General features: G+C 51.5%; 30 protein-coding genes. 5 read left to right on the forward strand and 25 right to left on the reverse strand.

Going from position 1 to position 25,114, the window contains the following annotated elements:
• Positions 1 to 26 precede the first annotated feature (26 nt).
• The 5 genes from MKY12_RS18320 to MKY12_RS18340 are packed head-to-tail and all read right to left on the reverse strand — an operon-like array spanning position 27 to position 2,872.
• Positions 27 to 644: an HAD hydrolase-like protein gene (locus MKY12_RS18320; RefSeq protein ID WP_339310246.1), complete on the reverse strand. Its 618-nt coding sequence runs from the start codon at positions 642 to 644 to the stop codon at positions 27 to 29.
• Between the two features lie 23 nt (positions 645 to 667).
• Entirely contained in the window at positions 668 to 1,282 is a 615-nt protein-coding gene (locus MKY12_RS18325) for a class I SAM-dependent methyltransferase (protein WP_036733237.1), read from the reverse strand.
• Positions 1,283 to 1,303: 21 nt separating this feature from the next.
• Complete coding sequence (locus tag MKY12_RS18330) at positions 1,304 to 1,936, reverse strand: pyridoxamine 5'-phosphate oxidase family protein (protein ID WP_339310248.1); 633 nt, start codon at positions 1,934 to 1,936, stop codon at positions 1,304 to 1,306.
• Positions 1,937 to 1,978: 42 nt separating this feature from the next.
• Complete coding sequence (locus tag MKY12_RS18335) at positions 1,979 to 2,371, reverse strand: VOC family protein (protein WP_036733230.1); 393 nt, start codon at positions 2,369 to 2,371, stop codon at positions 1,979 to 1,981.
• Between the two features lie 36 nt (positions 2,372 to 2,407).
• Positions 2,408 to 2,872 (reverse strand): hypothetical protein, encoded by a 465-nt coding sequence (locus tag MKY12_RS18340; protein WP_339310249.1) that lies wholly within the window; start codon positions 2,870 to 2,872, stop codon positions 2,408 to 2,410.
• Between the two features lie 214 nt (positions 2,873 to 3,086).
• On the opposite strand from MKY12_RS18340, the gene MKY12_RS18345 reads away from it, so the two are divergent.
• Positions 3,087 to 3,458, forward strand: a complete 372-nt coding sequence (locus MKY12_RS18345) for an iron chaperone (protein ID WP_209869636.1) — start codon at positions 3,087 to 3,089, stop codon at positions 3,456 to 3,458.
• Positions 3,459 to 3,525: 67 nt separating this feature from the next.
• Here the strand turns inward: MKY12_RS18345 and MKY12_RS18350 are convergent, their stop codons facing one another.
• The 5 genes from MKY12_RS18350 to MKY12_RS18370 form a co-directional block, all read right to left on the reverse strand.
• On the reverse strand, positions 3,526 to 4,023 hold the full coding sequence (locus MKY12_RS18350) for a YcxB family protein (protein ID WP_173132894.1): 498 nt from the start codon (positions 4,021 to 4,023) through the stop codon (positions 3,526 to 3,528).
• A 74-nt stretch (positions 4,024 to 4,097) separates the two neighbouring features.
• On the reverse strand, positions 4,098 to 5,021 hold the full coding sequence (locus MKY12_RS18355) for a hypothetical protein (RefSeq protein ID WP_339310251.1): 924 nt from the start codon (positions 5,019 to 5,021) through the stop codon (positions 4,098 to 4,100).
• 16 nt (positions 5,022 to 5,037) lie between these two features.
• A complete protein-coding gene (locus MKY12_RS18360; RefSeq protein ID WP_339310252.1) occupies positions 5,038 to 6,162 on the reverse strand; it encodes a PTS transporter subunit EIIC in 1,125 nt (374 codons plus the stop codon).
• 117 nt (positions 6,163 to 6,279) lie between these two features.
• Positions 6,280 to 7,836, reverse strand: coding sequence for an ABC-F family ATP-binding cassette domain-containing protein (locus MKY12_RS18365; protein WP_339310254.1), 1,557 nt, complete (start codon positions 7,834 to 7,836; stop codon positions 6,280 to 6,282).
• A 23-nt stretch (positions 7,837 to 7,859) separates the two neighbouring features.
• Positions 7,860 to 8,399, reverse strand: coding sequence for a DUF3888 domain-containing protein (locus MKY12_RS18370; RefSeq protein ID WP_339310256.1), 540 nt, complete (start codon positions 8,397 to 8,399; stop codon positions 7,860 to 7,862).
• 166 nt (positions 8,400 to 8,565) lie between these two features.
• Here MKY12_RS18370 and MKY12_RS18375 point away from each other — a divergent pair, with 166 nt between their 5' ends.
• Positions 8,566 to 9,084 (forward strand): hypothetical protein, encoded by a 519-nt coding sequence (locus tag MKY12_RS18375; protein ID WP_339310258.1) that lies wholly within the window; start codon positions 8,566 to 8,568, stop codon positions 9,082 to 9,084.
• 86 nt (positions 9,085 to 9,170) lie between these two features.
• Positions 9,171 to 9,695, forward strand: coding sequence for a GNAT family protein (locus tag MKY12_RS18380; protein ID WP_339314902.1), 525 nt, complete (start codon positions 9,171 to 9,173; stop codon positions 9,693 to 9,695).
• A 92-nt stretch (positions 9,696 to 9,787) separates the two neighbouring features.
• Here the strand turns inward: MKY12_RS18380 and MKY12_RS18385 are convergent, their stop codons facing one another.
• The 13 genes from MKY12_RS18385 to MKY12_RS18445 form a co-directional block, all read right to left on the reverse strand.
• Positions 9,788 to 10,600, reverse strand: coding sequence for an ABC transporter permease (locus MKY12_RS18385; RefSeq protein ID WP_076081693.1), 813 nt, complete (start codon positions 10,598 to 10,600; stop codon positions 9,788 to 9,790).
• Positions 10,597 to 11,619 carry an ATP-binding cassette domain-containing protein gene (locus MKY12_RS18390; protein ID WP_339310259.1) on the reverse strand — a complete coding sequence of 341 codons (1,023 nt, stop codon included), beginning with the start codon at positions 11,617 to 11,619 and terminating at the stop codon, positions 10,597 to 10,599. Before MKY12_RS18390 ends, MKY12_RS18385 begins: the two co-directional genes overlap by 4 nt.
• Positions 11,620 to 11,800: 181 nt before the next feature.
• Positions 11,801 to 12,319 (reverse strand): hypothetical protein, encoded by a 519-nt coding sequence (locus tag MKY12_RS18395; protein WP_339310261.1) that lies wholly within the window; start codon positions 12,317 to 12,319, stop codon positions 11,801 to 11,803.
• Positions 12,320 to 12,384: 65 nt separating this feature from the next.
• Positions 12,385 to 13,227, reverse strand: a complete 843-nt coding sequence (locus MKY12_RS18400; protein WP_339310262.1) for a GNAT family N-acetyltransferase — start codon at positions 13,225 to 13,227, stop codon at positions 12,385 to 12,387.
• A gap of 115 nt (positions 13,228 to 13,342) precedes the next feature.
• Positions 13,343 to 13,963, reverse strand: coding sequence for a DUF2185 domain-containing protein (locus tag MKY12_RS18405; RefSeq protein WP_339310263.1), 621 nt, complete (start codon positions 13,961 to 13,963; stop codon positions 13,343 to 13,345).
• 107 nt (positions 13,964 to 14,070) lie between these two features.
• Complete coding sequence (locus MKY12_RS18410; RefSeq protein ID WP_339310264.1) at positions 14,071 to 14,952, reverse strand: AraC family transcriptional regulator; 882 nt, start codon at positions 14,950 to 14,952, stop codon at positions 14,071 to 14,073.
• An 85-nt stretch (positions 14,953 to 15,037) separates the two neighbouring features.
• Positions 15,038 to 15,607, reverse strand: a complete 570-nt coding sequence (locus tag MKY12_RS18415) for a DNA topology modulation protein (RefSeq protein WP_339310265.1) — start codon at positions 15,605 to 15,607, stop codon at positions 15,038 to 15,040.
• Positions 15,607 to 16,350, reverse strand: a complete 744-nt coding sequence (locus MKY12_RS18420; protein ID WP_339310266.1) for an N-acetylmuramoyl-L-alanine amidase — start codon at positions 16,348 to 16,350, stop codon at positions 15,607 to 15,609. Before MKY12_RS18420 ends, MKY12_RS18415 begins: the two co-directional genes overlap by 1 nt.
• 78 nt (positions 16,351 to 16,428) lie before the next feature.
• Complete coding sequence (locus MKY12_RS18425) at positions 16,429 to 16,785, reverse strand: multidrug efflux SMR transporter (RefSeq protein ID WP_339310267.1); 357 nt, start codon at positions 16,783 to 16,785, stop codon at positions 16,429 to 16,431.
• A gap of 2 nt (positions 16,786 to 16,787) precedes the next feature.
• Positions 16,788 to 17,111: a multidrug efflux SMR transporter gene (locus MKY12_RS18430; protein WP_036733186.1), complete on the reverse strand. Its 324-nt coding sequence runs from the start codon at positions 17,109 to 17,111 to the stop codon at positions 16,788 to 16,790.
• 13 nt (positions 17,112 to 17,124) lie between these two features.
• A complete protein-coding gene (locus MKY12_RS18435; RefSeq protein WP_339310268.1) occupies positions 17,125 to 17,658 on the reverse strand; it encodes a TetR/AcrR family transcriptional regulator in 534 nt (177 codons plus the stop codon).
• A 131-nt stretch (positions 17,659 to 17,789) separates the two neighbouring features.
• Positions 17,790 to 18,926 carry an SGNH/GDSL hydrolase family protein gene (locus tag MKY12_RS18440; protein ID WP_339310269.1) on the reverse strand — a complete coding sequence of 379 codons (1,137 nt, stop codon included), beginning with the start codon at positions 18,924 to 18,926 and terminating at the stop codon, positions 17,790 to 17,792.
• Positions 18,923 to 19,177, reverse strand: a complete 255-nt coding sequence (locus MKY12_RS18445; protein WP_036733179.1) for a hypothetical protein — start codon at positions 19,175 to 19,177, stop codon at positions 18,923 to 18,925. The genes MKY12_RS18440 and MKY12_RS18445 overlap by 4 nt, the downstream gene beginning before the upstream one ends.
• Positions 19,178 to 19,358: 181 nt before the next feature.
• Between MKY12_RS18445 and MKY12_RS18450 the strand changes: the two genes are divergently transcribed.
• On the forward strand, positions 19,359 to 21,239 hold the full coding sequence (locus MKY12_RS18450; protein ID WP_339310270.1) for an LTA synthase family protein: 1,881 nt from the start codon (positions 19,359 to 19,361) through the stop codon (positions 21,237 to 21,239).
• A gap of 88 nt (positions 21,240 to 21,327) precedes the next feature.
• On the opposite strand, the gene MKY12_RS18455 is transcribed toward MKY12_RS18450, so the two are convergent.
• On the reverse strand, positions 21,328 to 22,203 hold the full coding sequence (locus tag MKY12_RS18455) for an alpha/beta fold hydrolase (protein ID WP_339310271.1): 876 nt from the start codon (positions 22,201 to 22,203) through the stop codon (positions 21,328 to 21,330).
• 168 nt (positions 22,204 to 22,371) lie between these two features.
• Between MKY12_RS18455 and MKY12_RS18460 the strand changes: the two genes are divergently transcribed.
• The gene (locus tag MKY12_RS18460; RefSeq protein WP_339310272.1) at positions 22,372 to 23,169 is read left to right on the forward strand and encodes a lipase family protein; all 798 of its coding nucleotides are present in this window, start codon (positions 22,372 to 22,374) and stop codon (positions 23,167 to 23,169) included.
• 24 nt (positions 23,170 to 23,193) lie between these two features.
• Here MKY12_RS18460 and MKY12_RS18465 read toward each other — a convergent pair whose 3' ends face one another.
• Positions 23,194 to 24,951, reverse strand: coding sequence for a sugar-binding domain-containing protein (locus tag MKY12_RS18465; protein WP_339310274.1), 1,758 nt, complete (start codon positions 24,949 to 24,951; stop codon positions 23,194 to 23,196).
• Positions 24,952 to 25,114 lie beyond the last annotated feature (163 nt).

Raw genomic sequence — 25,114 nt, forward strand, 5'->3', positions numbered from 1 at the left:
AGATCCACCTTTATCCAAGGGCCGCTTTAGAACAATTCCAGCAGCCCGTCCAGCCGGTCGATCACATAATCATAACTGCTCACTTCGCCGAATCCATAACTCGCGTACACAAAAGGAATCCCCGCGAACCCTGCCGCCTTCCTATCCCCTTCGATATCGCCCACATAGACAGGACTCATCAGATGATTGCGGTCCATGACCAGCCTGATGTTCTCTCCCTTAGATAGTCCGGTTCTCCCCGGATTCTCGTAGTCTGTGAAATACTTCTGCAATTGATGATATTCATAAAAAGCCTCGATGTACCCCGCCTGGCAGTTGCTTACGATGAACAGCTTATATTTAGCCGATAATGCCCAAAGCACCTCTTCTACCCGAGCATACAACCTTCCGCCATGCTGCGACAGAACGAGACACTCCATATCACAACATTCATCCATAATCTTCTGCCGGATCTCCTCATCTGCATCAGGAAACAGCCTTCGGCCAACCTCCGGCACCGGCAGCCCCATAATGCCTTGTAAATTGTCTATCGTTACCTCTTTGGCTGCTCCCTTATAGCTGCTAATCACTTGATTCCATCCACCCACTACGGTCTCCGTCGGGTCCCATAACGTACCGTCCAGATCAAAAATAATACTATCCATTTCGCATTCCCCTCACCTTCAGATCATAGTTGTTGTTCCTCAGGTCCCGCCCAGATCAAATGCACCATATTCAGCGAATAGCTCTCCACTCTAGTGATCTGCATCCCCGACTCCCGGACCAGTCCGAGAATATCCCGGGTCTGATGGCATCCATAGATGCGGTACAGGAGCGGATTTAGCGCCCGTTGCAGTGTAGTGACCAAGATGTTAGAACCAATTCCATGCTCCAGGAGGAGGATGGTGCCGTCCGGCTTACACCAGCGGTTCAGCTTCACCAACAGGTTCAGCGGGTTCTTATAGCTGCATAAGGACAGCGTGGAGACAATCGTATCGAACGAATGCGCGGCAAAGCTCATGTCTTCGATATCTGCACATATACAATCGGCTTCCAGTCTGTACTGTCCGGCGGCCCGTCTGGCCTTCTCAACCATGGCTCCGCTGAAGTCCACAGCCGTGATCTTGACGCCTTTAGGATAGAACGGGAAGTTCGCCCCGGCTCCGACGGCAAGCTCCAGCACCTCACCCTTCGCAGAACCGATTAGCTTCTGGCGCCAGCGCCGCTGCTTCGGATCATCTCTTTTACGGTCATAATCCGTGGCCTGCCTGTCAAAAATCCGTATCAGCCTCTCTGTATCCATCCCCGCTATTCACTCCCCTACTTAATACAGCCGCTTCTCGTAGCTCTCCTCTATACCTCGCCGCACCACTTCCTCCGTGAACTCCGCTGCATTCACATGAGCGGCGATGATGGCGGGAGCAGACGGGAGCAAGGCTTCAGCAGGCCAGGTGCCGGAGTCCCAGACCTGCGATCTTTTGAAGGCCTTGGCACAATGCATATAACATTCCTCCACCTTCACCCCGATCCCCAGCGCAGGCCGCTTGCCTCGGGCTCGCATCCGATCCAGGATAGGCTCGTCCTTAATGATATAGGCTTGCCCGTTAACCCGCAGTGTCTCTTCAAGCCCCGGGATAATAAAAATCAGACCGATATGTGGATTAGCCAGGATATTCAGCAAAGAGTCAAATCTGCGGTTCCCCGGACGTTCAGGAATGACCAGATGCCCTTCATCCAGCACCAGCACCGAACCGGGCGCATCCCCGCGCGGAGAGACATCGCATGAGCCGTGTTCATCTGCCGTAGACAGGAATAATAAAGGGGACATCGCTATATAATCACGGCAGTGATGATCCAGCTGATGGATTGATTTGCGCTTCACCACTTCACTTGGATAGCCCAGAAGCTCTCTGAGCTCATTTTCCGACGTCAGCATTTCATGAAAAGGTTTATTCATCCCGCATCCCCGCTTCTGATTATTATATGGACCCCACTCCGCCTAACGCCAGACCTGCATCCGTTCATCCAGAGTGGAAGTATGCAGCTCCAGCTGAATTCCATCCGGGTCCAGGAAATTCACCGACCAGCCGGTTCCCCGCTGAACAGGTCCTCTGACGATCTCAACGTGATGCTTCTGCAAGATGCCGACAGCTTCATTGAAATCATCCTCTGCGATATAAAAAGCTACATGATCCATCCCGGCGTATCCGCCTAAAGGCTCCTTGGCAACCGTTCGTTCAAGCAGACAGATCCAAGCGCTGCCCCACTCCAAATAGGCATCTATTCGGCCACGATGTCTAACGTTCATCCCCAGAATACCCTGATAGAATTCCAATGAAGCCTGTAGATCCCGTACCTGGAGTGTGATGTGACTGAATCCGGAGACTTTCATTTGATTAGTTCCTCCTATTCTCCATCCCTTAGTTAACTACAGCCATCTCACAAACTTCTTATGTACCACTTCGATCTGGTGCCGCTCCGCCCATTCCGTTAGCACCTTTATCCCTTGATCTTCCTGCTCGGGGAATCGAAAACAGTATTTATAAGTAACCAGCAGATTGGCTCTGGGCTTTACTGCGATCACGGGCAGCAAGTAGCCTTTGATGAAAATACACTTAATAGTAGAGGCTTCAATCTCTACATTCTTGATCTGCAGGGCTTCCGGCTTAATCTCTATGTTAAACGCCCTGCTAAAGGTAAACAAACGATATACCATAATCCCTGCAACGGCTATTGCAATTCCGATGACGAGATAGGTCACAATCTGCTCCAACAGAGTCGTCTTTTCGACCCGAAGGAAAAAGCTTATCCAGAATAACATCAGGGCAATCACGCTTATAGTGGCCGGCAACTCAGCAGGACGTTTGCCTTTGAACCCGATCCTCTCCTCCATCCCATAACCCCCTTCTCATTTATTTTGAAGAACAACAAGCTTCTTCTATCATACAGGGAAATGCTGGAATGAGGAAGGGAGCCCTACTCCTTCACCATTCAACACCTCCCATTGTGATGGTTAATCAAATTTATTCATTAAAATTTTTGACTATCCTGCGGCTACGAGATATTATGGAGGGCATGAGGGCTGACATAGATCAGGAGGACAAACCATGGATGTGTTTGCAGAGTATCTGGCGAAGATCGATAATCCGGTCCATCAGGCAACGGTGGAGGAAGTACTCGCCTGGGTGTTGCAGGAGTTCCCGCAGCTCGAACCGAGAATTGGCTGGAACCAGCCGATGTTCACCGATCACGGAACATACATTATCGGCTTCAGTGTAGCCAAAGGGCATATGGCTGTTGCCCCGGAAAAAGCAGGCATGGATCATTTCGAGGAAGTCCTGAAGCAAGGCGGAATAGATCACACCAAGCTGCTGATCCGCATGAAATGGACGAATCCGGTGGATTACGGCCTGCTTAGACAGTTAATCGAGTACAATATTGCCGACAAGGCAGATTGCACAAGCTTTTGGCGGGTGTAGCTGCGGCTAATCATCCGCTCCCGGATACAGAAAAGGACATGCGCGGGTAGCATGTCCTTCTTTTTTGTCACCAAATCACGCCACTGACAATCTTGCGGTGATCTGACACATACGCTCTGAATTTATGCTCCTGTGCGGCATCCTCGAACGATTGCTTCGCAACGAACCAATACTCCTGTGGCCCATGGAACAGCAGATAGTAGCTCTGGTTCTCCCATACCCGGGTGAAAGAGCCCCAGGTCATGACGGACGCGTCCTTCTCCGGACTGAAATTGATCCCCTCTGCATCGAAAAGATATTCAAATTCCTTATTGTACCTTGTATCTGCCGACAATATCTTCGGTAAAAGCAAGGTTCGCATCACGATTGACATTCCCATGGTCAGAACCAGCGTAATCGATATGCCGAGCAGAATAACCGACTGGTTCTGAGTATACAGAATCATGCACACCGCTATAAATACCGCTTGAACGCCAATCGATAGTATAGATTTCCACGAGTGGAAATATAATGCCCGCGCCACCTTGGAAATATGCCGTCCATAATGAAAGCTGATTGTCTCCATCCTGCCACCCTCTATCTCATCACTTCATCACTTATAGTAGTATAGCATCCAACGCGTAGAAAATCCTGCCCCGCTCACACTTCGCGTGTCTCTTCGGGATGATACAGGATTCGCTGGTAATCCCAATCCTTCGTATCCATATCGCCCAGATACATCCGTTCATGCTCCGGCACAAGCTCATATTTGATTCGAAGCTGCTCCCGGTAGTATTCACCCGGATTCTCCAGATAAGCGTAATAGGCAGCCCGGCACGCTTCATGCGCCGTTTGCTCGCCGTTTAACTGCTTGTAGAGGTTGTGCAGCTCTTTGAGCTTCTCCTGTGCATCGGCAGAGTATAGGGCTTCGCCTAATGTAACCTCGCCCAATTGCAGAATATGTACTGTTACAGGAGTATCCATTGTCGTGAAGAAGGTCTTATCTGCAACAAGCGCGTCCAGCTCCTCCAGCGTATATTCTGCGTCAGCAGGCAGGTTATAGACCGCTACCTTTCCGTCCTTGTATATCACAACATCGACCAGGTATACTGCGCCGCTATTCTTCATGAACAGATGGACACTTTTGCCCTCCGTCGTCTGGTAGAACATTTCGCTGTTGACATAGAATTCCGTAGAGGAAGGTGAATGCGCAATCCGGCGCGCTTCACTCTGCTCCTGCTCCCGGCCCGAAATCTCATAGATATTCGTATGGTCCGGGTTCAGCAGGCTCACTGTTTCCTGAATATGCTGGTAATAGCTTGCAGCGTTGTAAGTCCACTTTGCCGACTCTACCGTATACGCACCCAGTCCATGAATGGACAGCTGCTTCCCGGAGGGGACGGCCGGCGTTAACCAGCCTGAATTTATTTTGCCGGATAAGCCCTTAAGATCTGTAAGCTCCCAGCAGTTGACCATGCCGTCTTCGTACACATCTAAATTAATATAGAAGTAACTTCCTCCGTTATGGATGATTCCGGGAATGGAAGTCCCTTCCACCGTCTTGGTTCTTCTAATCGCTCTCATGTGTAACCCCCCTTAGCTAGGACTTGGCAAGTGGTTCGACGACTGGCTCCGGTCCAAGCTTCACGCACAGCGTTGCGATCAGGGCTATCAGGAACCCGGTGGCACATGCGATCAGGAAGCCGCCGAACCCGTCCCCCAGATAAGCAGGCAGCGTAGCCAGTCCCGGAAAAGCGAATGAAATCGCGGACGAGCCGAACATCCCGACCATCCCGCCGCCAATCGAGCCTGCGCAGCAGACAATAATCATCGGCTTACGCAGCGGCAGATTGACCCCGAACATTGCAGGCTCCGTCACACCAAACAAGGCCGATATCGATGCCGACAGGCTTAAGGTGCGGAACTGCTTGTCTTTGGCTTTGATGAATACTGCCAGCGCAGCTCCCGCTTGGGCAAAGGCGGCGGGACCCATCAGCGCGAGGATCGTGTCTGATCCACCCGTGCTGATGTTGTTGATCGCCAGCGGCACCAGACTCCAGTGCAGGCCGAAGATGACCATCGGCTGAATGATCGCCCCCAGCACCATTCCGGCGCCGACTGAACTGAGATTATACACTGTACGGTACCCGTCTGCCAGGGCGTCACCGGCCAGCGCCCCCATCGGTCCGAATACCAGCAGCGTCACCGACGATACCACGATCATAGAGATCAGCGGAGTGAAGAAGCCGCGGATGACCTCCGGTAGTATTTTGACACAGAATCGCTCGACGTAGACCAGCAGGCCTACCGCCAGGATAATAGGAATAGCGCTTGCAGGATAATTCACCGGCTTGATGCTCATGCCCATAAACTCAATGACTTCGTTGTTCGCAAATAGTGTAGTCAGACTGGGATATAGCATAACCCCGCCTATAACGACCGCCGTAAAAGGATTGGCCCCGAATTTACGGGCTGCCGTAAACGCCAGCAGCAGCGGAAGGTAATGGAACAGGCTGTCCGCCATAGCATTCAGCACCGTATAGGTGCCTTCGGTCTTGCTGATGATCTCCAGTGCAACCGCACCTGCGAGCAGACCCTTCATGATTCCTGCCGCGCTCAATATATTCACTATGGGAAGAAAAATACCAGAAATACCGTCAATAATGATATTGACCAGACTGCGTTTGGATGGCTTCACGACTGTCTCCTCATTCACAACGTTCATATGATCCCCCTGCATTCTTACTCCACTCCACTTTAATATAAATGACCCGCAAGAGTCACTTTTTGCAAAGTACCCCTCCTACGGGTCAAGCTCTACACCGGCCTTATTGCCGGTTCTCTAGAAGACTTTCGTTGTCCATGATTCGCAGTTCCAGGTATCGGTCACGATATCACGGTAGAATTCAGGCTCATGGGAGATCAGCAGAATGCTGCCTTTATAGGCTTTGAGCGCACGCTGCAGCTCTTCCTTTGCATCGACGTCGAGATGGTTGGTAGGCTCATCGAGTACGAGCAGATTGCTCTCACGGTTAATCAGCTTGCAGAGACGCACCTTAGCCTTCTCGCCGCCGCTCAGGACAGCAATTTTACTCTCAATATGCTTGGTGGTCAGGCCGCACTTCGCCAGCGCTGCACGAATCTCAAATTGGGAGTAAGACGGGAATTCGTTCCAGATCTCCTCGATACAGGTGTTGTAATTCGATTCCTTCATTTCCTGCTCGAAATACCCGATCTCCAGCAGATCGCCAAGCCGGGCTGTGCCCGAGATAGGCTGGATCTGGCCGAGAATGCTGCGCAGCAGCGTGGTTTTACCGATACCGTTCGCACCGACGAGGGCAATCTTCTGCCCACGTTCCATGCTGAGTTCCAGCGGACGCGACAATGGGGAATCATACCCGATCACCAGATCCTTGGTCTCAAAAACCATTTTGCCGGAGGTCCGCCCCTGCTTGAAGTTGAACTGCGGCTTCGGCTTCTCCTTGGCAATCTCGATGACCTCCATCTTATCCAGCTTCTTCTGCCGGGACATCGCCATGTTGCGGGTAGCTACGCTGGCCTTGTTGCGGGCCACGAAGTCCTTCAGATCGGCAATCTCCTGCTGCTGACGCTTGAACGCGGATTCCAGCTGTGACTTCTTCGCTTCGTACACCTGCTGGAAATACTCATAATCGCCCACATAACGCGACAGCGACTGGTTCTCCATATGGTAGATCAGGTTGATCACGCTATTCAGGAACGGAATGTCATGGGAGATCAGAATGAAGGCATTCTCATAATCCAGCAGATAACGCTTCAGCCAGTTGATATGCTGTTCATCCAGATAGTTCGTAGGCTCATCCAGCAGCAGAATATCCGGCTTCTCCAGCAACAGCTTCGCCAGCAAGACCTTGGTCCGCTGACCGCCGCTGAGATCGTTAACATCCTTGTCCAGACCGATGTCGGTCAGACCGAGTCCACGCGCGGTTTCATCGATTTTGGCATCGATCATATAGAAATCCTGGCTGGTCAGCATGTCCTGAATTGTTCCGACATCCTCCAGCAGCTGCTCCAGCTCCTCAGGGGTCACATCCCCCATCTTGCCGTACATGTCGTTCATCTCTTGTTCCATATCGAACAGATATTGGAAGGCCCCGCGCAGCACATCCCGGATGGATTGCCCCTGCTGAAGCACCGCATGCTGATCCAGATAACCGGCGCGCATCCGTTTCGCCCATTCCACCTTGCCTTCGTCCGGCTGCAGCTTACCGGTAATGATATTCATGAAGGTCGATTTACCTTCACCGTTGGCGCCGATCAGACCGATATGCTCACCCTTCAGCAGACGGAAGGAGACATCTGTGAAGATGGCCCGGTCGCCGAAGCCGTGACTAAGCTTTTCTACATTTAATATGCTCATGAAGTTACACCTTTTCCTTTATTCTATATTCTCGTCATATTATAAAGGCTAACGCGCCACAACTCCAGAAGGTTTCTGAAAAAAGCCGCTTCATTTGTATCTTTTCTCAACATATCCAGGTAATTTGGCGGAAAATCGTGTGCCTCAGGTCCCTTTATATGCTTATACTCTACAAGCTCAACTTGTGATGTTGAGATTCTATACGTAAACAAATCCTCTCCCACACTGATATGCGGTCCGACTGTAGGGAAAGCCCTCAGCGTAATACGAAACCCAAAGCTGCGGAAACCGTTCACCCGCTCTATGTGTTCCACTTGAACCAAATACGGATAAAGTTGAGGACTTGTGGTCAAAAGACTGAAATAAGCTGTGTTCAACCGATCATTCATATAGGGCAGCAATTGCAACACAAGCATGTCTTGCAGTTGCAGCTCTCTGGAATCAGTTTGCGGATTCTGTAAATGTGATGGCGGTTCTGCTGCGGTACATGGAGCCGGTGCAAGCCCGTCTGTTATAAGCGCGATAATTAGCAGTATGGTAATGACTCGTAGTGTTCTTTTCACCAGATTCTCCCCTTGGTTGATAGTTATAGTATTAATTTGCCTAAAGGGGGATGAAGTATGTAATAGCATATATTATATTGGTTAGAGGGTATTCAAATAATATAGCTGATAACAAAAAAGTGACAATAGCACAACGGGAGAAACAGACAATTAAGCGGAGGTAAGAATGAGAGGAATTAAGGGAATAGGAATTAGTGCCGTTAAATACGCACTCCTAAATTTCATGCTGGTCATAACCAACTTATTATTATATGCTTCAGGACCGGATGGGGGCGGAACCGGGGACCGTGAGGAAGGGATGATGTTCTATCAGATGTACTTCATCTGCCTGCTTTCGGGATTTGTCATCTATGGAGTTTGGTCCGTTACAGCAGGCAGATATGAGAAAAAGACAAGAGGTCTAACTGCTATTCCTGTGTTATTATCCTCCGTTTGTATTACCAGTGTATTAATTTATGCTAACCGCAGGTACAAGAACCTGTACGAGGGCGAGTTTGTGAATGACGCAGGGTCTAAGGTCTTAGCACTCTACGCTGACACTTCCCTGTATCTGGTATACTTCCTTCTGCTGTTCGCTGTTTGCATCAGCGTGCTTGGAATTGTTAAGCGAAACAAATTATCTATACTGGGGCTGCTGTTGAATCTATCGCTGCTAGTACTCTTAAGCCTAATACAATTTGTATAAAACAATACTCTCCATTCTCGCGGAAATCATGGCATGCTACGATGAAGCTACGCTCATTTGGAATCATGGAGGTGTAGAGATTGTATATGCAACAAGGTAACTTGGTCATCCGGGATGCAACTGTAGCCGATGCAGAGCTGTTATGCAGCTGGTGGAACGACGGAGCAGTCATGGCGCATGCCGGATTTCCTAAGGGCTTGGGAATCACTGAACAAGAGGTGTTAACCCAATTGCAGACCGGGACAGACTCTGAACGGAAAGGACGTCTGATTCTGGAAATCGATGGTGCTCCCGCAGGTGAAATGAGCTACAGTGCGGTTTCTGGACATGTGGCGGAGATGGGGATTAAAATCTGTGATTTCAATCAACAAAACAAAGGGGCAGGCACAGAATGTTTAGGTATGCTGGTCCGTTATTTGTTTGAAACACAGGGGTTTCACAAGATCATACTGGATACGAATCTTAAAAACACCAGAGCACAGCATGTGTATGAGAAACTCGGCTTCCGTAAAATAGCGGTACGAAAGAATGCCTGGGCAGATCAGCATGGGGAATTACAGACTTTTGTTGACTATGAGCTATCCCTAACGGAATGGACTCAAAATTCCTGAGCCTGACTGGTCACATTGTATTCGGTTTTTCGCATACAAAAAAACGCCAACCGATGCATCCCTGCATTCGTTGACGTCTTACTGAACCAGACTTACGTCCGGCGCATATACGCACGCACGGTTATCGGAGCGAAGACCGCCACAATCACAGCGGCTCCGATCAGAGAGTAGACCAGATCACTGCCTACCGTTCCATGGTTGACCAGTTCACGGACAGCAGTGACCAGATGTGAAATCGGATTGTTATTCACGAACCACTGAAGCCATTTCGGCATCGTATCAACTGGCACGAAGGCATTCGAGAGAAAGGTTAGCGGGAATAACACGATCATTGAGATCCCCTGAACACTGGATGCTGTGCGGGCGATCACACCGAAAAAGGCAAAGATCCAGCTGATGGCCCAGGAGCATCCGATGACCAGAACCGCCGCCAGGGCAACCCCGCCGATGCCGCCTTCCGGCCGCAAGCCCATAATGTAGCCCATTACGAAGGTGAGTACCGTAGCAATCGTGTAACGTATAGTATCTGCTAACAGTGCCCCTGCGAGAGGAGCAATCCGGGCAATCGGCAGCGATTTGAAGCGGTCGAACACCCCTTTTTCCATATCCTCCCGTAGCTGGACACCGGTAACGACGGAGGTCGTGATTACGGTCTGTACCAAGATTCCTGGAATAATTACCGGCAGATAACTTGCCACATCCCCGGCAATCGCCCCGCCGAAAATATACGTGAACATCAAGGTGAAAATAATCGGCTGAAACGTGACGTCAAACAATTGCTCCGGTGTACGCCGGATCTTGAGCAGTCCTCTGTAAGCCATCGTAAAGGAATTACGTACCGCTTGGCCGAAGCTGGTATGGTTTTTCAAATTACGGTCTACACCCGGCTTAATTAAAGTACTCATGCTAATACTCCCTCCTTCTTCTGTGTACTATCCGGGACAAGCCCCGCCTCTTCCTTGACGCCATGACCGGTTAGGGTCAGGAATACTTCATCCAGCGTTGGCTTCTGCACACTCATCTCAAGCAGCGGTATGCTTGCTTCACGAAGTGCGATCAGCAGATCAGTTACCCGGTCCACGTTCCCCATCGGTGCGATAATTTTGGCTGCTTCTGCCGACAGGTTAGAGCGTACCTGAAGCACCTGCTCCACAATCTGCCGCGCCTTCAGCAACTGCTGCGGATGGACCACCTTCAGGTGAAGCGAGGAGTTGCCAACCGAGCTCTTGAGTTCATCAACTGTTCCCTCTGCGACCACCTTACCGGTATCAATCACGGCAATCCGGTCCGCCAGCTGATCCGCTTCTTCAAGATATTGGGTCGTCAGCAGGACCGTTGATCCCGTATTCACCAGCTTGCGGATCGTCTCCCACATCTGATTGCGCGTCCGGGGATCAAGCCCCGTTGTCGGCTCATCCAGGAAAATGAGCGGAGGCTGCGCAATTAGACTGGCCGCCAGATCCAGCCGCCGGCGCATCCCGCCGGAGAAGTTCTTCAAGGGGCGCTTGGCGGCTTCCGTCAAGCCGAATTCCTCCAGCAGGTCAGAGGCCTTGCTGCGAGACTCCGCACGCCCCAGGCCATGCAGCCTGGAGAAGATGATCAGATTCTCAGTCGCGCTAAGCGACTCATCTACTGACGCATATTGACCCGTCACTCCGATTAACTGACGCACGATCTGCGGTTCTTTTGCCACATCATGTCCGAAGATACGCGCCGAACCTGCGTCAGGCCGAAGTAGGGTCGCCAGCATGCGAATTACGGTTGTCTTCCCGGCACCATTGGGACCCAGCACCCCATAGATCATTCCTGTGCCGACTTTGAGATCTACACCATCCACGGCCCGGTTGCTCCCGTAGATTTTGACCAATCCTTGCGCCTCAATGGCATAGCTGCCGCCCTGCCCTGCTGATTGTGTCTGCTTCATGCTTTATTCCTCCTTGAATGCTGAATCTATAAGGATAGTAACCGACATATTTAAACTGAATTTAAACCTCCTTCTACTCTGTCCGGTTGCTGTTTCCCTATCCCATTAAACCAAAAATCCGATCCTTTGGGATCGGACTTGCGGAGTACGCTTGCAGTCGTACCTTTATATGCAGTTCTCCTTAGTCATAGCCGCCTTCCGCTTCGGGCAATGCCTGGTACTCTTCTTTACCCGCTACAATGTCCGCGATGAAGTTCCGCAGCTCCAGCAGCTTCTCTGCATCTTCCGTAAGCTCACAATTCTCGCCGGACCAGGACCAATTCCGTGTGAACCCGTTTACGGTGATCCTCCAGCTGTCTTCCTGGTAAGGGACCACCGCGCAGCCCTGCTTGAGGGACACAAGCTCCAGCTTCCCCATGATTCGGATGCCTCTCATCCGCTCATAGATGCTGCGCATTTCATCTTCGGTCAACGTAATATCCGCTGTGGCTGTTCCGTTCATGATCAGATCTTTTACCACGGTATCCTGATACGTATTGATCTCATTCTTGGTGACCTCCCCATACCCGTACCGGACGAGAAAATCGAAATCAGCAGGCATGTCTTCAGGCATCTCTCCCAATACCTCCGGCCGCTCAGGAGCGGGTTGTGCATCCTTATTGGTGCTACAACCAGCTATGAGCAGTACGGCAAGCAGCAAGTAATATATGTGCTTCAGGTCGGTCCCCTCCACAAGTGAATTTTACAAAAGTACAGCATCCATTCTTAGGTATTATAGTTGTAGGCGGCTAAATATTTCGCAATGACTTCCTTACTCTCATGCCACCACAGAATAGGAACTTCGCCAACCTTCACCAGACCTAACTTAGCGGCCAGATGATTGGAGCCAGTATTGCCGGTATCACAATCCCAATATGTTGTTAGCTGCCGCTGACGGCCAAGCGCTATGAATTCTTGACACAGTCTGAACGCCAACCCTTGATTACGGTATTCCTTGTGCGTGATGATATCCGGTTCAATATAGCCGCCACCCACATAAAAAGTATTACAAGCGCTTACAAATCCGCTCTCATTCAAATAACAATAACCAAATGCCCTGTCCAGATAGGTCTCAGCCGAAGTCCACAGTAATCGGTAACTATCGTCCATCTCCTGAATGTAGCGTCCAAACAACTGCTCATCGATTCTAGTTAAAACAAATTCTCCAGAATCCTCCTGAATGTCAGCAGGAGCTTTAGCGTTACTGTTCATCTTATAATGTGTTCTACTGAGCTCCACTGTGTTGTCTTTCAAAGGTTCTTTCAGCATCGCAAGCCATTGACTGGAGGAGAAGTACAAATCATAGAAATTCGCGTGATTGGCCGGATTGGCTAAGAAATCAAGTATGCTTCGATTGAACTGCTCATCATCTTCCTGCCCGAACAGATAGTATTTTCCGCCTCGGCTTGCGACAAGCCCTGCAGTCGGCTGATCTAACTTATTCACAAATATTCTGCCTGGCTGATTAAGATCTATAACCCCATGAACAAATACAAAGATGAACTCTCCTTCTCTATGCGCTAGAAGATGCTTGATTCTACTATACTCACTAGGCTGTAATTCAATCATTCTAATCCTTCCTCTCAGTTAATTACCTGTTATGTATATCTGCCCTTCCGCCCTTCTCCTAGTAAAAAAGGCCGGGGCCACAGTCACCTGTGTCCGCCAGCCTAGTATATCATGCCTACCGCCAATTCTTCACTTCTACCCACGCGCCACCCGGTCCGCTCCGTTCAAACGCTGTACCCACAGCTCCTTTAAAAGGCTCCAGCAAGCTCGGGTCCCGGTCGATCAGATCATACACATTCATGATGGCCGTATTCTTCGGGTCGCTCAGATAAGCGTTATCTTCTTCTCCGGTGAACAGCCGCCAGCCGCTGTCCTCCTCACGGGTAGGGGCCTCCCGGTACATCCAGCGCACACCGCTTCCTGGCGTCAGGCATTGCCTGGTGACCATACCCGCCTTCTCCCCGGCTTCGACCCATGCCGGATCTCCTTCTCTAAGAATCGTCTGGGCGATATGTCTGGGCTCGAACTCCACCGGATCTCCGAGCTGGAGCGACTGGATAACCCCCGGTGTATTGGTCAACAGCCCCGTGTACCGCCCGGTAACCGGATCTCTCCCGGTGATCTCCACCCACATCCGTTCAGCCCGTGGCTGCCCTTCAGCCGGTTGGGTCAACATGAAGTGCAGCCGCACCATTCTCCCCGTACCCTGTGTCTCCCGTTCCTGTCTTGCAGGAATAAAGAACGACTCAGGATGTAGCCTGCTCGTCTCTTCCACATCTTCCAAAGTCCACTCCATGAAGTATGCCTCCTAGTTAGTTATACTAGACTACCATTACCCGATTGTAGGAGGCGCTATTCATTCTGACTGGAAGCCCCGTCCGCTCTGGCTGAATACCTGCACCGTTAACGGCGCCCTGCTTCCCGCACCGGAATCCATATTTCACTTTTAAAAGTTGGTGAGTGGGTATCCTTGCTTTCGTTCCACAGAAGCTCCGGCCCTTCGACCTGCTCATAATTGGAAGAGGGGAACCATTCGGAATAGATCCGGCCCCAGACATTCTGGAGCGTGCCCGGAAAGGGACCCACCACTTCGAACACGGCCCATGCAGACGCTGGAACCTCCAGCTTGGCGTAGGACGGCGGGCATTCCTGCGTGGTAGCCACTCCGATATAATGATCCAGCTCCCCACGTTCCTCCATCCGGCCTTCGGAGAAATTCACCGACGAGCTGATTAGCCCTGACGGAACCATATCCGACAGCCCCTTCAGCTCCCCTATCATCTCCATGCTCAGACTCTGCCACATGGCCGCGATCTCCGGGTTCACCCCGCTGAACTGGATAGCTACCCTTTTCTTGAGTCCAACGATCCGAAAAGCCTCTTTCTCCTCAATGCGGTAATTCATTTCACTGCCTCCTCTAATGGTTAACTGAAAAGTCATTCGAGGAAAGGCCTTCAGGGGTGTCCCTGCCGTTCTTGCTTCTGAAGGCGTTACGCCATGAAGCTGCTGAAAGGCTTTTGTGAATGCATCCGGCGAAGTGTACCCGTACTCCAGGGCAACATCAATAATCCGGTGCTGGCTTCCCTGCAGCTTGAAGGCAGCCAGCGTAAGACGTCTGCGGCGGATATATTCCGAGAGCGGGATACCGGCCAGGAAGGAGAACATCCGTGTAAAATGATACTCCGAGCATAACGCGAAGCCCGCAGCCACTTTTATATCGATCTCGTCGTCCAAGTGCTCTTCAATGTAGAAGAGTGCAGCATTCATATCTTCCAGCAGGTTCATCGTGTCCCTCCCTTTCCTCCCCATCAGAGTAACCGCTACGCAGGGAATGCATCCGACAGTCCCTGCACCATATTAACGGGTCCTCCTAAGCAATGCTATGAATGCCTGCATCCGCGAAGTTCTTGACTAATTCCTTGACCTGCCGCCTTGTATTTACGATCAGCACTTGCTGGTGAGCTCCGGTCTGCTTGAGTCTCTCCAGGGTGACAGCACGGCTTCGTGCCTTATAGTTCCAGACCCATTTCACAAATGCCCAATCGAGCTTCTCCGGGCAGCCTTCGTTCATATCCGGTCTAGTCTGGTTATGGTACATAAGACGACGCTTCACAATCCGGTACATACACAATATCCGGGGTAAATCCAGAAAAATAATGACATCCGCACGCTTAATCCTTAGCTCCATGGTCCTTGAATAATTACCATCTATAATCCATTGCTCCTGGTCGGTGTATTGCCGCACCAGTTCGTCCCACTCTTCTTTTGGCTTAGGAACCCAGTCCGGGTTCCAGAAATGGGCATCCAGATGTACGACCGGCAGATGAAGAAGGCCGCCAAGCTGACGGGCCAGGGTAGACTTGCCTGATCCTCCTGATCCGAGAATTAAGATCCGGTTTATAAGCTTCTCCTTGTGCATTTTGACATCGTGGTGATCCATCACTCCAGCCCTAAATACTCTCTTATCCCATCTACAACAGCGGAGGACACGCTCTCCTGGAACCCGGAGGTCCACATCTTCGCTTCGTCGCCGGGATTCGTTAAATAGCCCAGTTCCAGCAGCACCGACGGCATTACCGTATCGCGCAGAACGAAGTAATTCCCTTTCTTCACGCCGCGGTCTTTGAGACCGGTAGCTTGAATGACATGCTTATGTATAGTCTCGGCCCAAGCCAAGGATTCTTCATGATAATAAAAGGTTTCTGTACCCGATGCTGATGCCTCCTCATAGGTATTGCCATGAATGGAGATGAACAGGTCTGCGGCCAGGTTGTTGGCGAACTGGGGCCGGAACAGCTCTTGTGAGGAGATAAAAGCATCCCCGGTCCGGGTAAGCAGAATCTCAAGCTGCGGGTCCTGCTCCACCCGGGCTGCGATTTGCTCTGACAGGCTAAGATTGAAATCCTTCTCCAGGCGTCCACTGACGGAGACTGCCCCGGGATCTTCACCGCCGTGACCCGGATCTACCACAACCTTATAGACCTTGCCCAGGTAGGGCTGGCTGCTGCTCTGCGGTTGATCCGATCTGGCAGCATGCACATGGAGCGCTGCATCCTCAGCCGGACCTGCACTTAGGCTGGTATCGGCAATCCTCCCGCCAGAACCGCTGCCGGTGCCATTGCTACATGCCGCCAGCAGTAATAGGCTGAACCATATGGCGGCTATCAGGTACATTTTCCTCATTCCGGTTGCTCCTTCTCGCTCACTTCCTGCACGTTGCCTACTTCCATTTCAGCATACCGGAGGCTTGATAAGCAAGACCTAATTCTCCGTAGCTTCAGGGGCGTTTTCCCCGCCAGTCTTATCCGGTGAATTCAGCAGCACCAGACCCCCGATAATAATCAGCAGACTAATGCCGGTGAGCAGATTGAACGGATCATTCCAGATCAGGATGCCGATCAGTGCTGTCAGCGCTGTCCCCACACCAGACCAGATGGCATAAGCCAGGCTCAGAGGTATGGTGCGAAGACTGATTGATAAGCAGTAAAAAGCCAGGCCCATTCCAAGCACTACTCCGATCGACGGCAGCACACTGCTGAATCCATCGGAGAGCTTAAGCATAGTCGTACCGAAGATTTCTGAAATAATAGCGATGCTTAGCGCTAAGTAACCTCTCATCTCTACACCCCCGTTGACAGCTTCAGCAGAACCACACCGCCAATGATGAGGATTAAGCCTGCTATTTTTCGCACATTCAGACGTTCCTTATAGACCAGCACGCCAACCAATGCGGTTAACGCCGTTCCCACGCCAGACCAGATGGCATAAGCTGTCCCGAGAGGGATTTCTTTCAGCGCCAGTGACAGATTGAAGAACGCCAGGCCCATGCCAGCGACCACCGCAATGGAGGGAAGGAGCTTTTTGAACCCGTTGGATGCCTTAAGCATAGAGCTGCCGAAGACCTCACTCACAATGGCTAAGGATAGTAAAACATAAGCATTCAATGGGACTACCTCCTTAATGGATCATTTCATTTAATTTCCGGATGACCTTATCACGCATATCATCACTGATCTCGCCGATCCCGAATACCTCCGATAACCACAGGCCGTCTACAGCCAGCCGGACAATGGAGCCAATTACCGGGTCCAGCCCGTCATTCTCGATGTTCTCTTGCCAGACCGTATAATGCTTCCTTAATTCATCCAGCAATTCACCGTTTGTAAAAAGCGCTGCGTTAAGCGCAACATTCATGTCCTGCCCATCCTGATCGGCTTCTACGGTAGACTGCAAATAAGCACGGCTCCACTTCCCTTGCTCCCGTGTATCCTGGGCCGCCCTCTTCTGGACATCCGCAACAAAATCATTGGTAATGCCCGAAACCATACTGTAGATTAATGCGTCTTTATTCGGAAAATGGTGCAGCAGACCGCCCTTGCTCACTCCTGCTTCAGCAGCCACCGCTTCAAGCGTAAGCTTCTCAATTCCGCTATTCTTAACAATCGTTGAAGCTGCAGCCAGAATCAGACTGCGTTTGGAATTACTGTTCACAATCATCACCTCGTCATTTACTATACCGTCCAGACGGTTTGTTTGTCAAGCAGATGAATTGCAGCACAAAGCGCCCATCAGCTGATGAGCGCTCCCGCAACTTATACTGTTCAATGGATATGCCGTTACACTTAAGACCCTGAAAAAATTCCCCGGATATAGCCGCTTAACTCCCTTGCAGTCTGCTCGTGCGCCGGCAGGCCCGGATGGGTTCGCGCTCCCATCGTTTCATTCGTCACATTCGGCAGCTGGAACACCGACACGTTCTTGTCGCCCGTAGACTTCATGTATTCATCCACCGCACGGTAGATCGCCGGCATCAGGGAGAGGCCAAGCATTCCATACACCCAGAGAAGATGCGCCCCGGGGTTATAGCCTCTCAGCTTCGCCAGGAACCTCGTGACTGCGGCCTCGAAGGCGGCCAGATCCTCCTCATGATAGCTTCCGTCTTCATTCAGCCGCTGCTTATAGATACGTCCGGTACTCTCATCCAGCCATGCGGGGGAGTTGAACGCGCCGTCATCATTGGTACCCAGGTTGACTACCACCACATCCGGCTGCCAGGCCGCAAAATCATTCATCGCATGCGCTCCAAGCGCTTCATTATGCGGGCCGGTCAGCAGACCGCAGACCTGCTCATAGATGTCAGGAATATTGCCCCCCGGGTTATTATCCCAACTGGAGAGCACGCCCCATCCGCTCTGTGAGATCACCCGGAATTCGGCCTGCACGGATTCGGCAGTGATCGCTGTATAGTTATGAACGCCGCTGAACCAGGCGGGAATCCAGCCCTCTTCACTCTTGGCACCAATGACGCCCTCACCTGAGGTGATACTGTCACCGATGAACTCCAGCCGGTACGGCTTCGCTTCAACAGGCAGGAAGCTGCCGTCTGTGCGGACCGCATGGAACTGAAGATAGGCGCCGGGGTCGCCGCTCATCGCCTGGACCTCTTTTACAATCCGGATATTCTTCACAGTCTCAGGGTTCATTCCTCTGAATACGCAGACCCAGTGCCTTCCGGCATTCAACATCTGTCTGCTGACGGGAACGGAGTTGATCAGCACACTGATCCAGGACTCGTGATGATCGTAACCGGACTCTACTTCAAGCCACAGCTCGGAGGCCCGGAGGTTCACCTCTATCGCACTGCCCGTCCAGAATAACGTCAGGGGGTTAAGCGCTCCGGTCGTTCTGCCATGAATCTTCAGATGCTTGATGTCTGTCAAAGGCTGTACCTGTAACTGCAAATGAGAATTGCTGCTCATTCTGAACCCTCCTGTTTGCTGGCAATCGAGAAGCTGCGGACCTTCATCCACTTCCCGCCTACCCATTCGTCAACGGTGCCCTTCCGCGTTCTGACACAGAACTTATGCGAGGTGCCGCGGTCAAAGCCCGTTGCTTCATATAACAGGTCCTCGCCCTGCTGTCCCTTGAAATACACCTGCTTCAGGCCGAGTCTGTTCAATAGTTCCTGCTTCACACTGTCTGTATATTGGCGCGAGAATTCTTTGGTCATTATTGTTCCTCCTGCTTCGTTTATCAACGGTTCAACTTCCCGGATACTTCTTAGAGAATAACGTATATGCGGCGAACTTTCACCTTTATTTTTCACCAAACTGCCCTTAAATACCGGTTGATTTTGAACTCGGCCCTGTAATAGAATTAATGGATTATATAGAAAAGGATGCGCATACGCAATGCCTTACAAGGAATCACGTTCGCTTCGAAAAAGGTCGATTCTGTTCTTCTCGCTGATCATGCTGGTGAAGAGTTATTTCGCCTGGTATTACTTATTCGAGGACGGTCCCACCTGGACCACCTGGCTGAAGGAAATCCCGTTCGTGCTGCTACTGTTCTGCCTCATCGAATGGTTCGCCACCAAGCACAAGGTCGCCATCTATCTGATCGTCAATCTGCTCATTACTGTACTGTTCTTCTCTCTCATCGTCTATCATAATCATTTTGGTATGATTGCTACGTCACAGGTCTTCGGACAGGTCAAGCAGGTAGGCGCCGTCAAAAAAAGTATATTCGCCGTCGTGCATCCGCAATATATGCTTATCTTCGTAGACATCATTATTATCAGCCTGATCATGCTCAGACGGAAGAAAGCGCTGGCCTGGAAGCATTCCATGTCCCGGCCCAGCAACCGCAAGGCAGTGGCTATCCTGTTCTGCATCTCGCTTACGCTGTGCATGATGAATATCTTCCCCAATAAAGCCAGTATGAATGAGAATGTCAAGGCAGAGCAAATGGGCATTCTCAATTATGAAGCCTACGCCCTGCTGCGTGAACCCGCAGAGGAGCCTATGGACCCTGCGCAAATCTCCCAGGCCGGCATCGACATGACAAAAGGCATTCAGCAGAAGGCTAATCCGGTCTTGTTCGGGGCTGCCAAGGGTAAAAATCTGATCATCCTGCAGATGGAGTCGCTTCAGAACTTCCTGATCAATCTGTCGGTGGACGGGACCGAAATCACGCCGAACCTGAATAGGCTGGCTGGCGGGAGCTACTATTTCCCCAGGTTCTTTCAGCAGGTAGGCCAGGGCAATACTTCAGATGCCGAATTCATCGTCAACACTTCCTATTATGTGCCGCCGGACGGTCCGGCCACAGATAAGTATGCTCCGAAGGAGCTGCCGAGTCTGCCGAAGCTGCTGGAGGCACAGGGATATGATACGGCGACCTTCCATACCAATAATGTAGAGTTCTGGAACCGTGGGGAGCTGTACAAGGCGCTGGGCTTCAATCAATATTACGACAAAACCTACTTCGGCGAAGAGGATGCCGTCTTCTACGGCTCCTCGGATGAAGTTCTGTATAAGAAGACCTCTGCAGAGCTTGCGCGGATGGATCAGCGTGAACAGCCCTTCTATGCCCATGTCATCTCGATGTCGTCGCATAATCCGTTCTCGATCCCGGAGAGCAAATACAAGATGACCTTGCCGGAACGGTACGAAGGGACGCTGGTCGGTGACTATATCCGGGCTGAGAACTATGCGGATTATGCGCTGGGCCAATTCATAGAAGAGCTTAAGAGCAGCGGTGTGTGGGATAACAGCATAGTGGTCCTTTACGGCGATCACCGGGGTCTTCCTATATTCTCGCTAAAAGAGGCCGACAAGGTCCTGCTGGAGGAGATTCTGGACCATGAATATAATGAGCGTGATCTGATTAATATACCGCTGATCATCTCAGCCACAGGCATTACCTCTCCCGCCTTGAAGGAGCAGCTCGGCGGTCAAGTGGATATTCTTCCTACGGTATCTAACCTGCTCGGTGTTCCGCTGGACTATCATATCCACTTCGGACAGGATCTGCTTAACCAGACCGCGTATAACCTGCTGCCGCAGCGCTATTATCTGCCTACGGGTTCCTTCGTTAATAATGAAGAGCTGTTCCTGTCAGGCAGCGGGTTCGAGGACGGCCAGCATTACACCCTGTCCGGTGACGGCACGAATCTGCTTCAATCGACAGAGGATGAATTCACCCGGGCGCTGGAGCTGCTCCGCATGTCCGATAGCTATGTGACTCAGCTGCCTGACCGGGCAGTTGAAGATTCGCCGGAGGGCGAATAAGAACTGAAAATAGGCACCATCCTTCACACAGCAAAGCCCGGTTCGGAGTCCTGTCTCTGAACCGGGCTTCTTTATATGCTTGGTAGGGTTAGAGCTGCTTGTCCAGAAAATCCCGCACAGCCTGACCCGCCTGAAGCGGAAGCTGCATCCAGACATACGCATGAAGCGAATCCGGGATCAGCGCAATTTCATAGCTGTCCAGCCGCTCTGCGAAGGCATTCAGACTGCTGCGGACCCGTTCATCGTTCCATTCCGCTTCGCTGGGGAGGAACAGGACCGGGGATTGTATTTTCTGATAATAGTGTTCAAAAGACAGCTCCCAATACTTCACTATGTATTCGATTCTGACACGGTTCGGATAACAATAGGAATACTTGCCGTCTGGATGCTGCTCAAGACTATGCGTATAGAACGCACAGAAATATTCATTCCACAGGCCCTCCGCAGTCAGCTCAGCCCGCTGCTGGGCTACATACGATTCAAGGCTGTCATAGCACGGTTCCTTCCATTCCTCCAGTTCTGCCCGAAGCTGCACTTTCCTCTGCTCCACCGCTTCCGCCGTGCCGTCAAAAATACCATATTCGCCAAATTCGTTATTCAGCGCACCTTCGCACACCAGGGACGCTACAAGCTCAGGATGAGCTGCTGCCAGACTGACCGCTACCTGCGCCCCCATGGAGCTTCCTACTACGTGGCACTTGTCCACCTGCAAATGCCTCAGCAACAGATACATATCCTCTGCCATCTCGTCAATATGATAGCCAGTCTCCGGCTTGTCCGACCGGCCATGCCCCCGGAGATCCGGTGCAAGGATGCTGTAGTCCTGCTCCAGTTGCGGGAGAACTCCATCCCACATATGCAGGTTTCCGCCGCTGAAATGAAGCAACAGGATGACAGGCTTGTCTTTTAAAGAATACTTAGCGTTAATGCTTATCTCCCCAAGCAGGATACGTTCCTCGACCATTTCATTTCTTCCTCCATTCCCGCAATCCCTTACGTTTGCTTTACCTTATATGTATTTGGCAAACAATGGATTAATTATATACGCGCTCCATCTATGCTGTCACCATACGAATAGGCACCAATCCCGCCTTCCCATCATACACAGATATAAAGAAAGGCGGGATGCAGAATGAGTACCATGACAGGTGAGGCGGAATGGGCGATTTTTCTGGCGGCTGTCTGCGGACAGACCTATACCCAATTTGCCAATGCGGAGGGTGCGTTCGTGGTACCGGCGGACTTCTCGGCCGTGCATAGCTTCCAGGCGAAATCGATGGGGAATGTGTGGGAGCTGTTCGGCTTCATTCTGGAATCACCGCAGGAGATCATTATTGCCTGGCGCGGAAGCATCTCCACCAATGACTGGCTCTCGAACATGAATGCCGCGCAAAAGCCATTCAAATACATTAAAGAGCCCTGCCTGACGCATAGGGGCTTCACGGATATTTATGCCTCCGCAAGGGATGATATTCTCTCCGTGCTTGGCACTCTGTCTCCGGAGAAGACCCTATATGTAACAGGCCATAGCCTTGGCGGGGCACTGGCTACTCTATGTGCGCTAGATGTTTCTGCCAATTCCGCCTTTACCACTCCCCGGCTGTATACTTACGGGTCTCCGCGTGTAGGCGACCCGGATTTTGCCAACGCCTTCAGCCGGTATGTGCGCAGCAGCTACCGCTATTCCAATCTTTTTGACGTCACTACGTATGTTCCGCCAACCGTCTACAAGCTGCCTAAGCAGAAGACCAAATACTATTACACCCATGTCCAGACCCTTAAGTCCCTATCCTTCCAGAATGGCAGCCCTGAGCTGAACCATGTCATCCGGAGTTATTTCGCGGTGCTGAGGAAGACCCGGCCGGACTTCACCACAGCTCTGTGCGCCGCGAACCCCGGGTTCTGTCCGGTCCCGGAGCTGGTCACCTGATCTCCGCTCTGCGGATAGACCTTTCTACCGGTTGATCTTACGAATCTCGTCCAGCGGAAGCTTCGGTGTCCGGTATGCCGTAAGTAGCCCATTCACTTCCTGCTGCACATCCGTAACCTGAGTGTAGCAATAACCGCAGATGTAAGGTGTATCCTTGATCGCCTGCGTGATGCTGCGGAACCGTTCAATGAAGGCTTCCGTGCTGCTGACCTGCTCCCCATAGCCCCACCCCTCGCCGGTGTTGAAGGCAATGCCCCCGAATTCACTGACTATGACAGGCTGACCCCGATATTCGTAGCCCTTAGCCATCGCGTATTTCCAGTTATTAAATGAGGAGCTGCCGCCAAGCACACTGTCGGAGTCCGCATACCGCGCAAACAGCGCAGCACCGCTCTCCTCATAGTCATGCAAGGTAATAATATCGCTGATCGTATGCTCCCAGCCGTCATTGACAATCACCGGACGGTCCGGGTCCATCGCCTTAGTAAGATGATAGATGCCCTCAGTGAATTGCTGCTGACGCTTATTCGTGTAGACCTGCGGAATACCCCAGGATTCGTTAAAAGGCACCCAGGTAATCACCGAGGGATGATTATACTGCTGCCGGACAATTTCGGTCCATTCCTTCGTGAACTGCTCCACGGCCTCATCATTGAACTCATAGGTGGCCGACATCTCCGACCAGACCAGCAGTCCCTTCACATCACACCAGTACAGAAAGCGCGCATCCTCAATCTTCATATGCTTGCGTACCCCGTTGTAGCCCATCGCGAGAATCGCATCAATGTCAGCAATCAGCGCCTCCTCCGAAGGCGGGGTCAAATGGCTGTCCGGCCAATAGCCCTGGTCCAGAATCAGCTTCTGATACACCGGCGTGTTATTGAGCAGGACTTTGCCGTGTTCGATGGAGATTTTGCGGAGTCCGAAGTAGGAGTAGACCTGGTCGATCACCTTGTCCCCTTCGTACAGAACGAACTCCACCTCATACAGCACCGGCGAAGCGGGCGACCAGGACTGGAGCTTCCACGGGCCATTCGCTTCATGGGTCAGCTCTACATCCAGCTGCTGCCAAGACCGGTCGATATGCAGCGAGACCTGCTTGAAGGTCTTCTCCTGCGTGCTGATCCGGGTCTCCAGCCGGAGATTCGGGGCTGCCACCTGAGCCTCGTATTCGAAGCGGACTGAGCGGTTATCGAGATCCGGAGTGATTTTGACAGACTTAAGATACGAAGGGGATACATACTCCAGCCACACACTCTGCCAGATTCCCGTGGTCTGCACATAGAAGCACTCGAAATTCTCATCCACCCAGCGCTGCTTGCCCCGTGGTTGTGTACAGCTCTGGCTATCCTCTGCCTTGACGGTCAGACGGTTCAGCGCTCCGGCACCTGTGTTCAGATAATCTGTGATATCCAGTGTAAAAGCCGCGTACCCGCCTTGGTGCCCCCCGGCATAGCTGCCGTTCACCCACACCTTCGCGATATGATCCACCGCCTGGAAATTCAGCAGCACCCGCTTGTTGCCCAAGGTGTCAGGTAGTTGTACCTCCCGCTCATACCATACATACGGATGGAACGTGGTCTCGCCGATTCCACTCGCCACCGTCTCATACGTGAACGGAACCTGAATCTTCAGATCGCCGTGCAGCTCCTCATGCCATCTCTCCCGCTCCCCCATGTTGTCATCGTCATACCGGAAATCCCATTCCCCGTTCAGGCTCTGCCAGGCGTCACGGACGAACTGCGGCCGCGGATAATCCTTGATATAGTGCCGGGTTGTCATTATAATGAGCACACTCCTTAATAACAATATTTTTGTTTTAATACAATAAATATGTATCAATTATTGCAGAATCCGCTGAAATGTCAATGGTGACGCCAAAAAGAACCTTCGCCGTAAGCAGCAGGTTCTTTTCCGCAAATAAAATCTTACATTCACCTTACTT

The organism is Paenibacillus sp. FSL M7-0896 (assembly GCF_037975415.1).
Classification (GTDB): domain Bacteria; phylum Bacillota; class Bacilli; order Paenibacillales; family Paenibacillaceae; genus Paenibacillus_AQ; species Paenibacillus_AQ silagei.

Bases quoted from the DNA above. Each gene is read 5' to 3' on its own strand.
- MKY12_RS18405 (WP_339310263.1), bottom strand. From the start codon at position 13,963: ATGGAGTGGACTTTGGAAGATGTGGAAGAGACGAGCAGGCTACATCCT.
- MKY12_RS18365 (WP_339310254.1), bottom strand. From the start codon at position 7,836: ATGAGCATATTAAATGTAGAAAAGCTTAGTCACGGCTTCGGCGACCGG.
- MKY12_RS18350 (WP_173132894.1), bottom strand. From the start codon at position 4,023: ATGGAGACAATCAGCTTTCATTATGGACGGCATATTTCCAAGGTGGCG.
- MKY12_RS18460 (WP_339310272.1), top strand. From the start codon at position 22,372: ATGAGTACCATGACAGGTGAGGCGGAATGGGCGATTTTTCTGGCGGCT.
- MKY12_RS18400 (WP_339310262.1), bottom strand. From the start codon at position 13,227: ATGATTGAATTACAGCCTAGTGAGTATAGTAGAATCAAGCATCTTCTA.
- MKY12_RS18335 (WP_036733230.1), bottom strand. From the start codon at position 2,371: ATGAAAGTCTCCGGATTCAGTCACATCACACTCCAGGTACGGGATCTA.
- MKY12_RS18330 (WP_339310248.1), bottom strand. From the start codon at position 1,936: ATGAATAAACCTTTTCATGAAATGCTGACGTCGGAAAATGAGCTCAGA.
- MKY12_RS18320 (WP_339310246.1), bottom strand. From the start codon at position 644: ATGGATAGTATTATTTTTGATCTGGACGGTACGTTATGGGACCCGACG.
- MKY12_RS18440 (WP_339310269.1), bottom strand. From the start codon at position 18,926: ATGAGCAGCAATTCTCATTTGCAGTTACAGGTACAGCCTTTGACAGAC.
- MKY12_RS18425 (WP_339310267.1), bottom strand. From the start codon at position 16,785: ATGAGAGGTTACTTAGCGCTAAGCATCGCTATTATTTCAGAAATCTTC.
- MKY12_RS18360 (WP_339310252.1), bottom strand. From the start codon at position 6,162: ATGAACGTTGTGAATGAGGAGACAGTCGTGAAGCCATCCAAACGCAGT.
- MKY12_RS18415 (WP_339310265.1), bottom strand. From the start codon at position 15,607: ATGGATCACCACGATGTCAAAATGCACAAGGAGAAGCTTATAAACCGG.
- MKY12_RS18450 (WP_339310270.1), top strand. From the start codon at position 19,359: ATGCCTTACAAGGAATCACGTTCGCTTCGAAAAAGGTCGATTCTGTTC.
- MKY12_RS18445 (WP_036733179.1), bottom strand. From the start codon at position 19,177: ATGACCAAAGAATTCTCGCGCCAATATACAGACAGTGTGAAGCAGGAA.
- MKY12_RS18385 (WP_076081693.1), bottom strand. From the start codon at position 10,600: ATGAGTACTTTAATTAAGCCGGGTGTAGACCGTAATTTGAAAAACCAT.
- MKY12_RS18380 (WP_339314902.1), top strand. From the start codon at position 9,171: ATGCAACAAGGTAACTTGGTCATCCGGGATGCAACTGTAGCCGATGCA.
- MKY12_RS18455 (WP_339310271.1), bottom strand. From the start codon at position 22,203: ATGGTCGAGGAACGTATCCTGCTTGGGGAGATAAGCATTAACGCTAAG.
- MKY12_RS18375 (WP_339310258.1), top strand. From the start codon at position 8,566: ATGAGAGGAATTAAGGGAATAGGAATTAGTGCCGTTAAATACGCACTC.
- MKY12_RS18410 (WP_339310264.1), bottom strand. From the start codon at position 14,952: ATGAACCTGCTGGAAGATATGAATGCTGCACTCTTCTACATTGAAGAG.
- MKY12_RS18340 (WP_339310249.1), bottom strand. From the start codon at position 2,872: ATGGAGGAGAGGATCGGGTTCAAAGGCAAACGTCCTGCTGAGTTGCCG.
- MKY12_RS18420 (WP_339310266.1), bottom strand. From the start codon at position 16,350: ATGAGGAAAATGTACCTGATAGCCGCCATATGGTTCAGCCTATTACTG.
- MKY12_RS18325 (WP_036733237.1), bottom strand. From the start codon at position 1,282: ATGGATACAGAGAGGCTGATACGGATTTTTGACAGGCAGGCCACGGAT.
- MKY12_RS18465 (WP_339310274.1), bottom strand. From the start codon at position 24,951: ATGACAACCCGGCACTATATCAAGGATTATCCGCGGCCGCAGTTCGTC.
- MKY12_RS18390 (WP_339310259.1), bottom strand. From the start codon at position 11,619: ATGAAGCAGACACAATCAGCAGGGCAGGGCGGCAGCTATGCCATTGAG.
- MKY12_RS18345 (WP_209869636.1), top strand. From the start codon at position 3,087: ATGGATGTGTTTGCAGAGTATCTGGCGAAGATCGATAATCCGGTCCAT.
- MKY12_RS18355 (WP_339310251.1), bottom strand. From the start codon at position 5,021: ATGAGAGCGATTAGAAGAACCAAGACGGTGGAAGGGACTTCCATTCCC.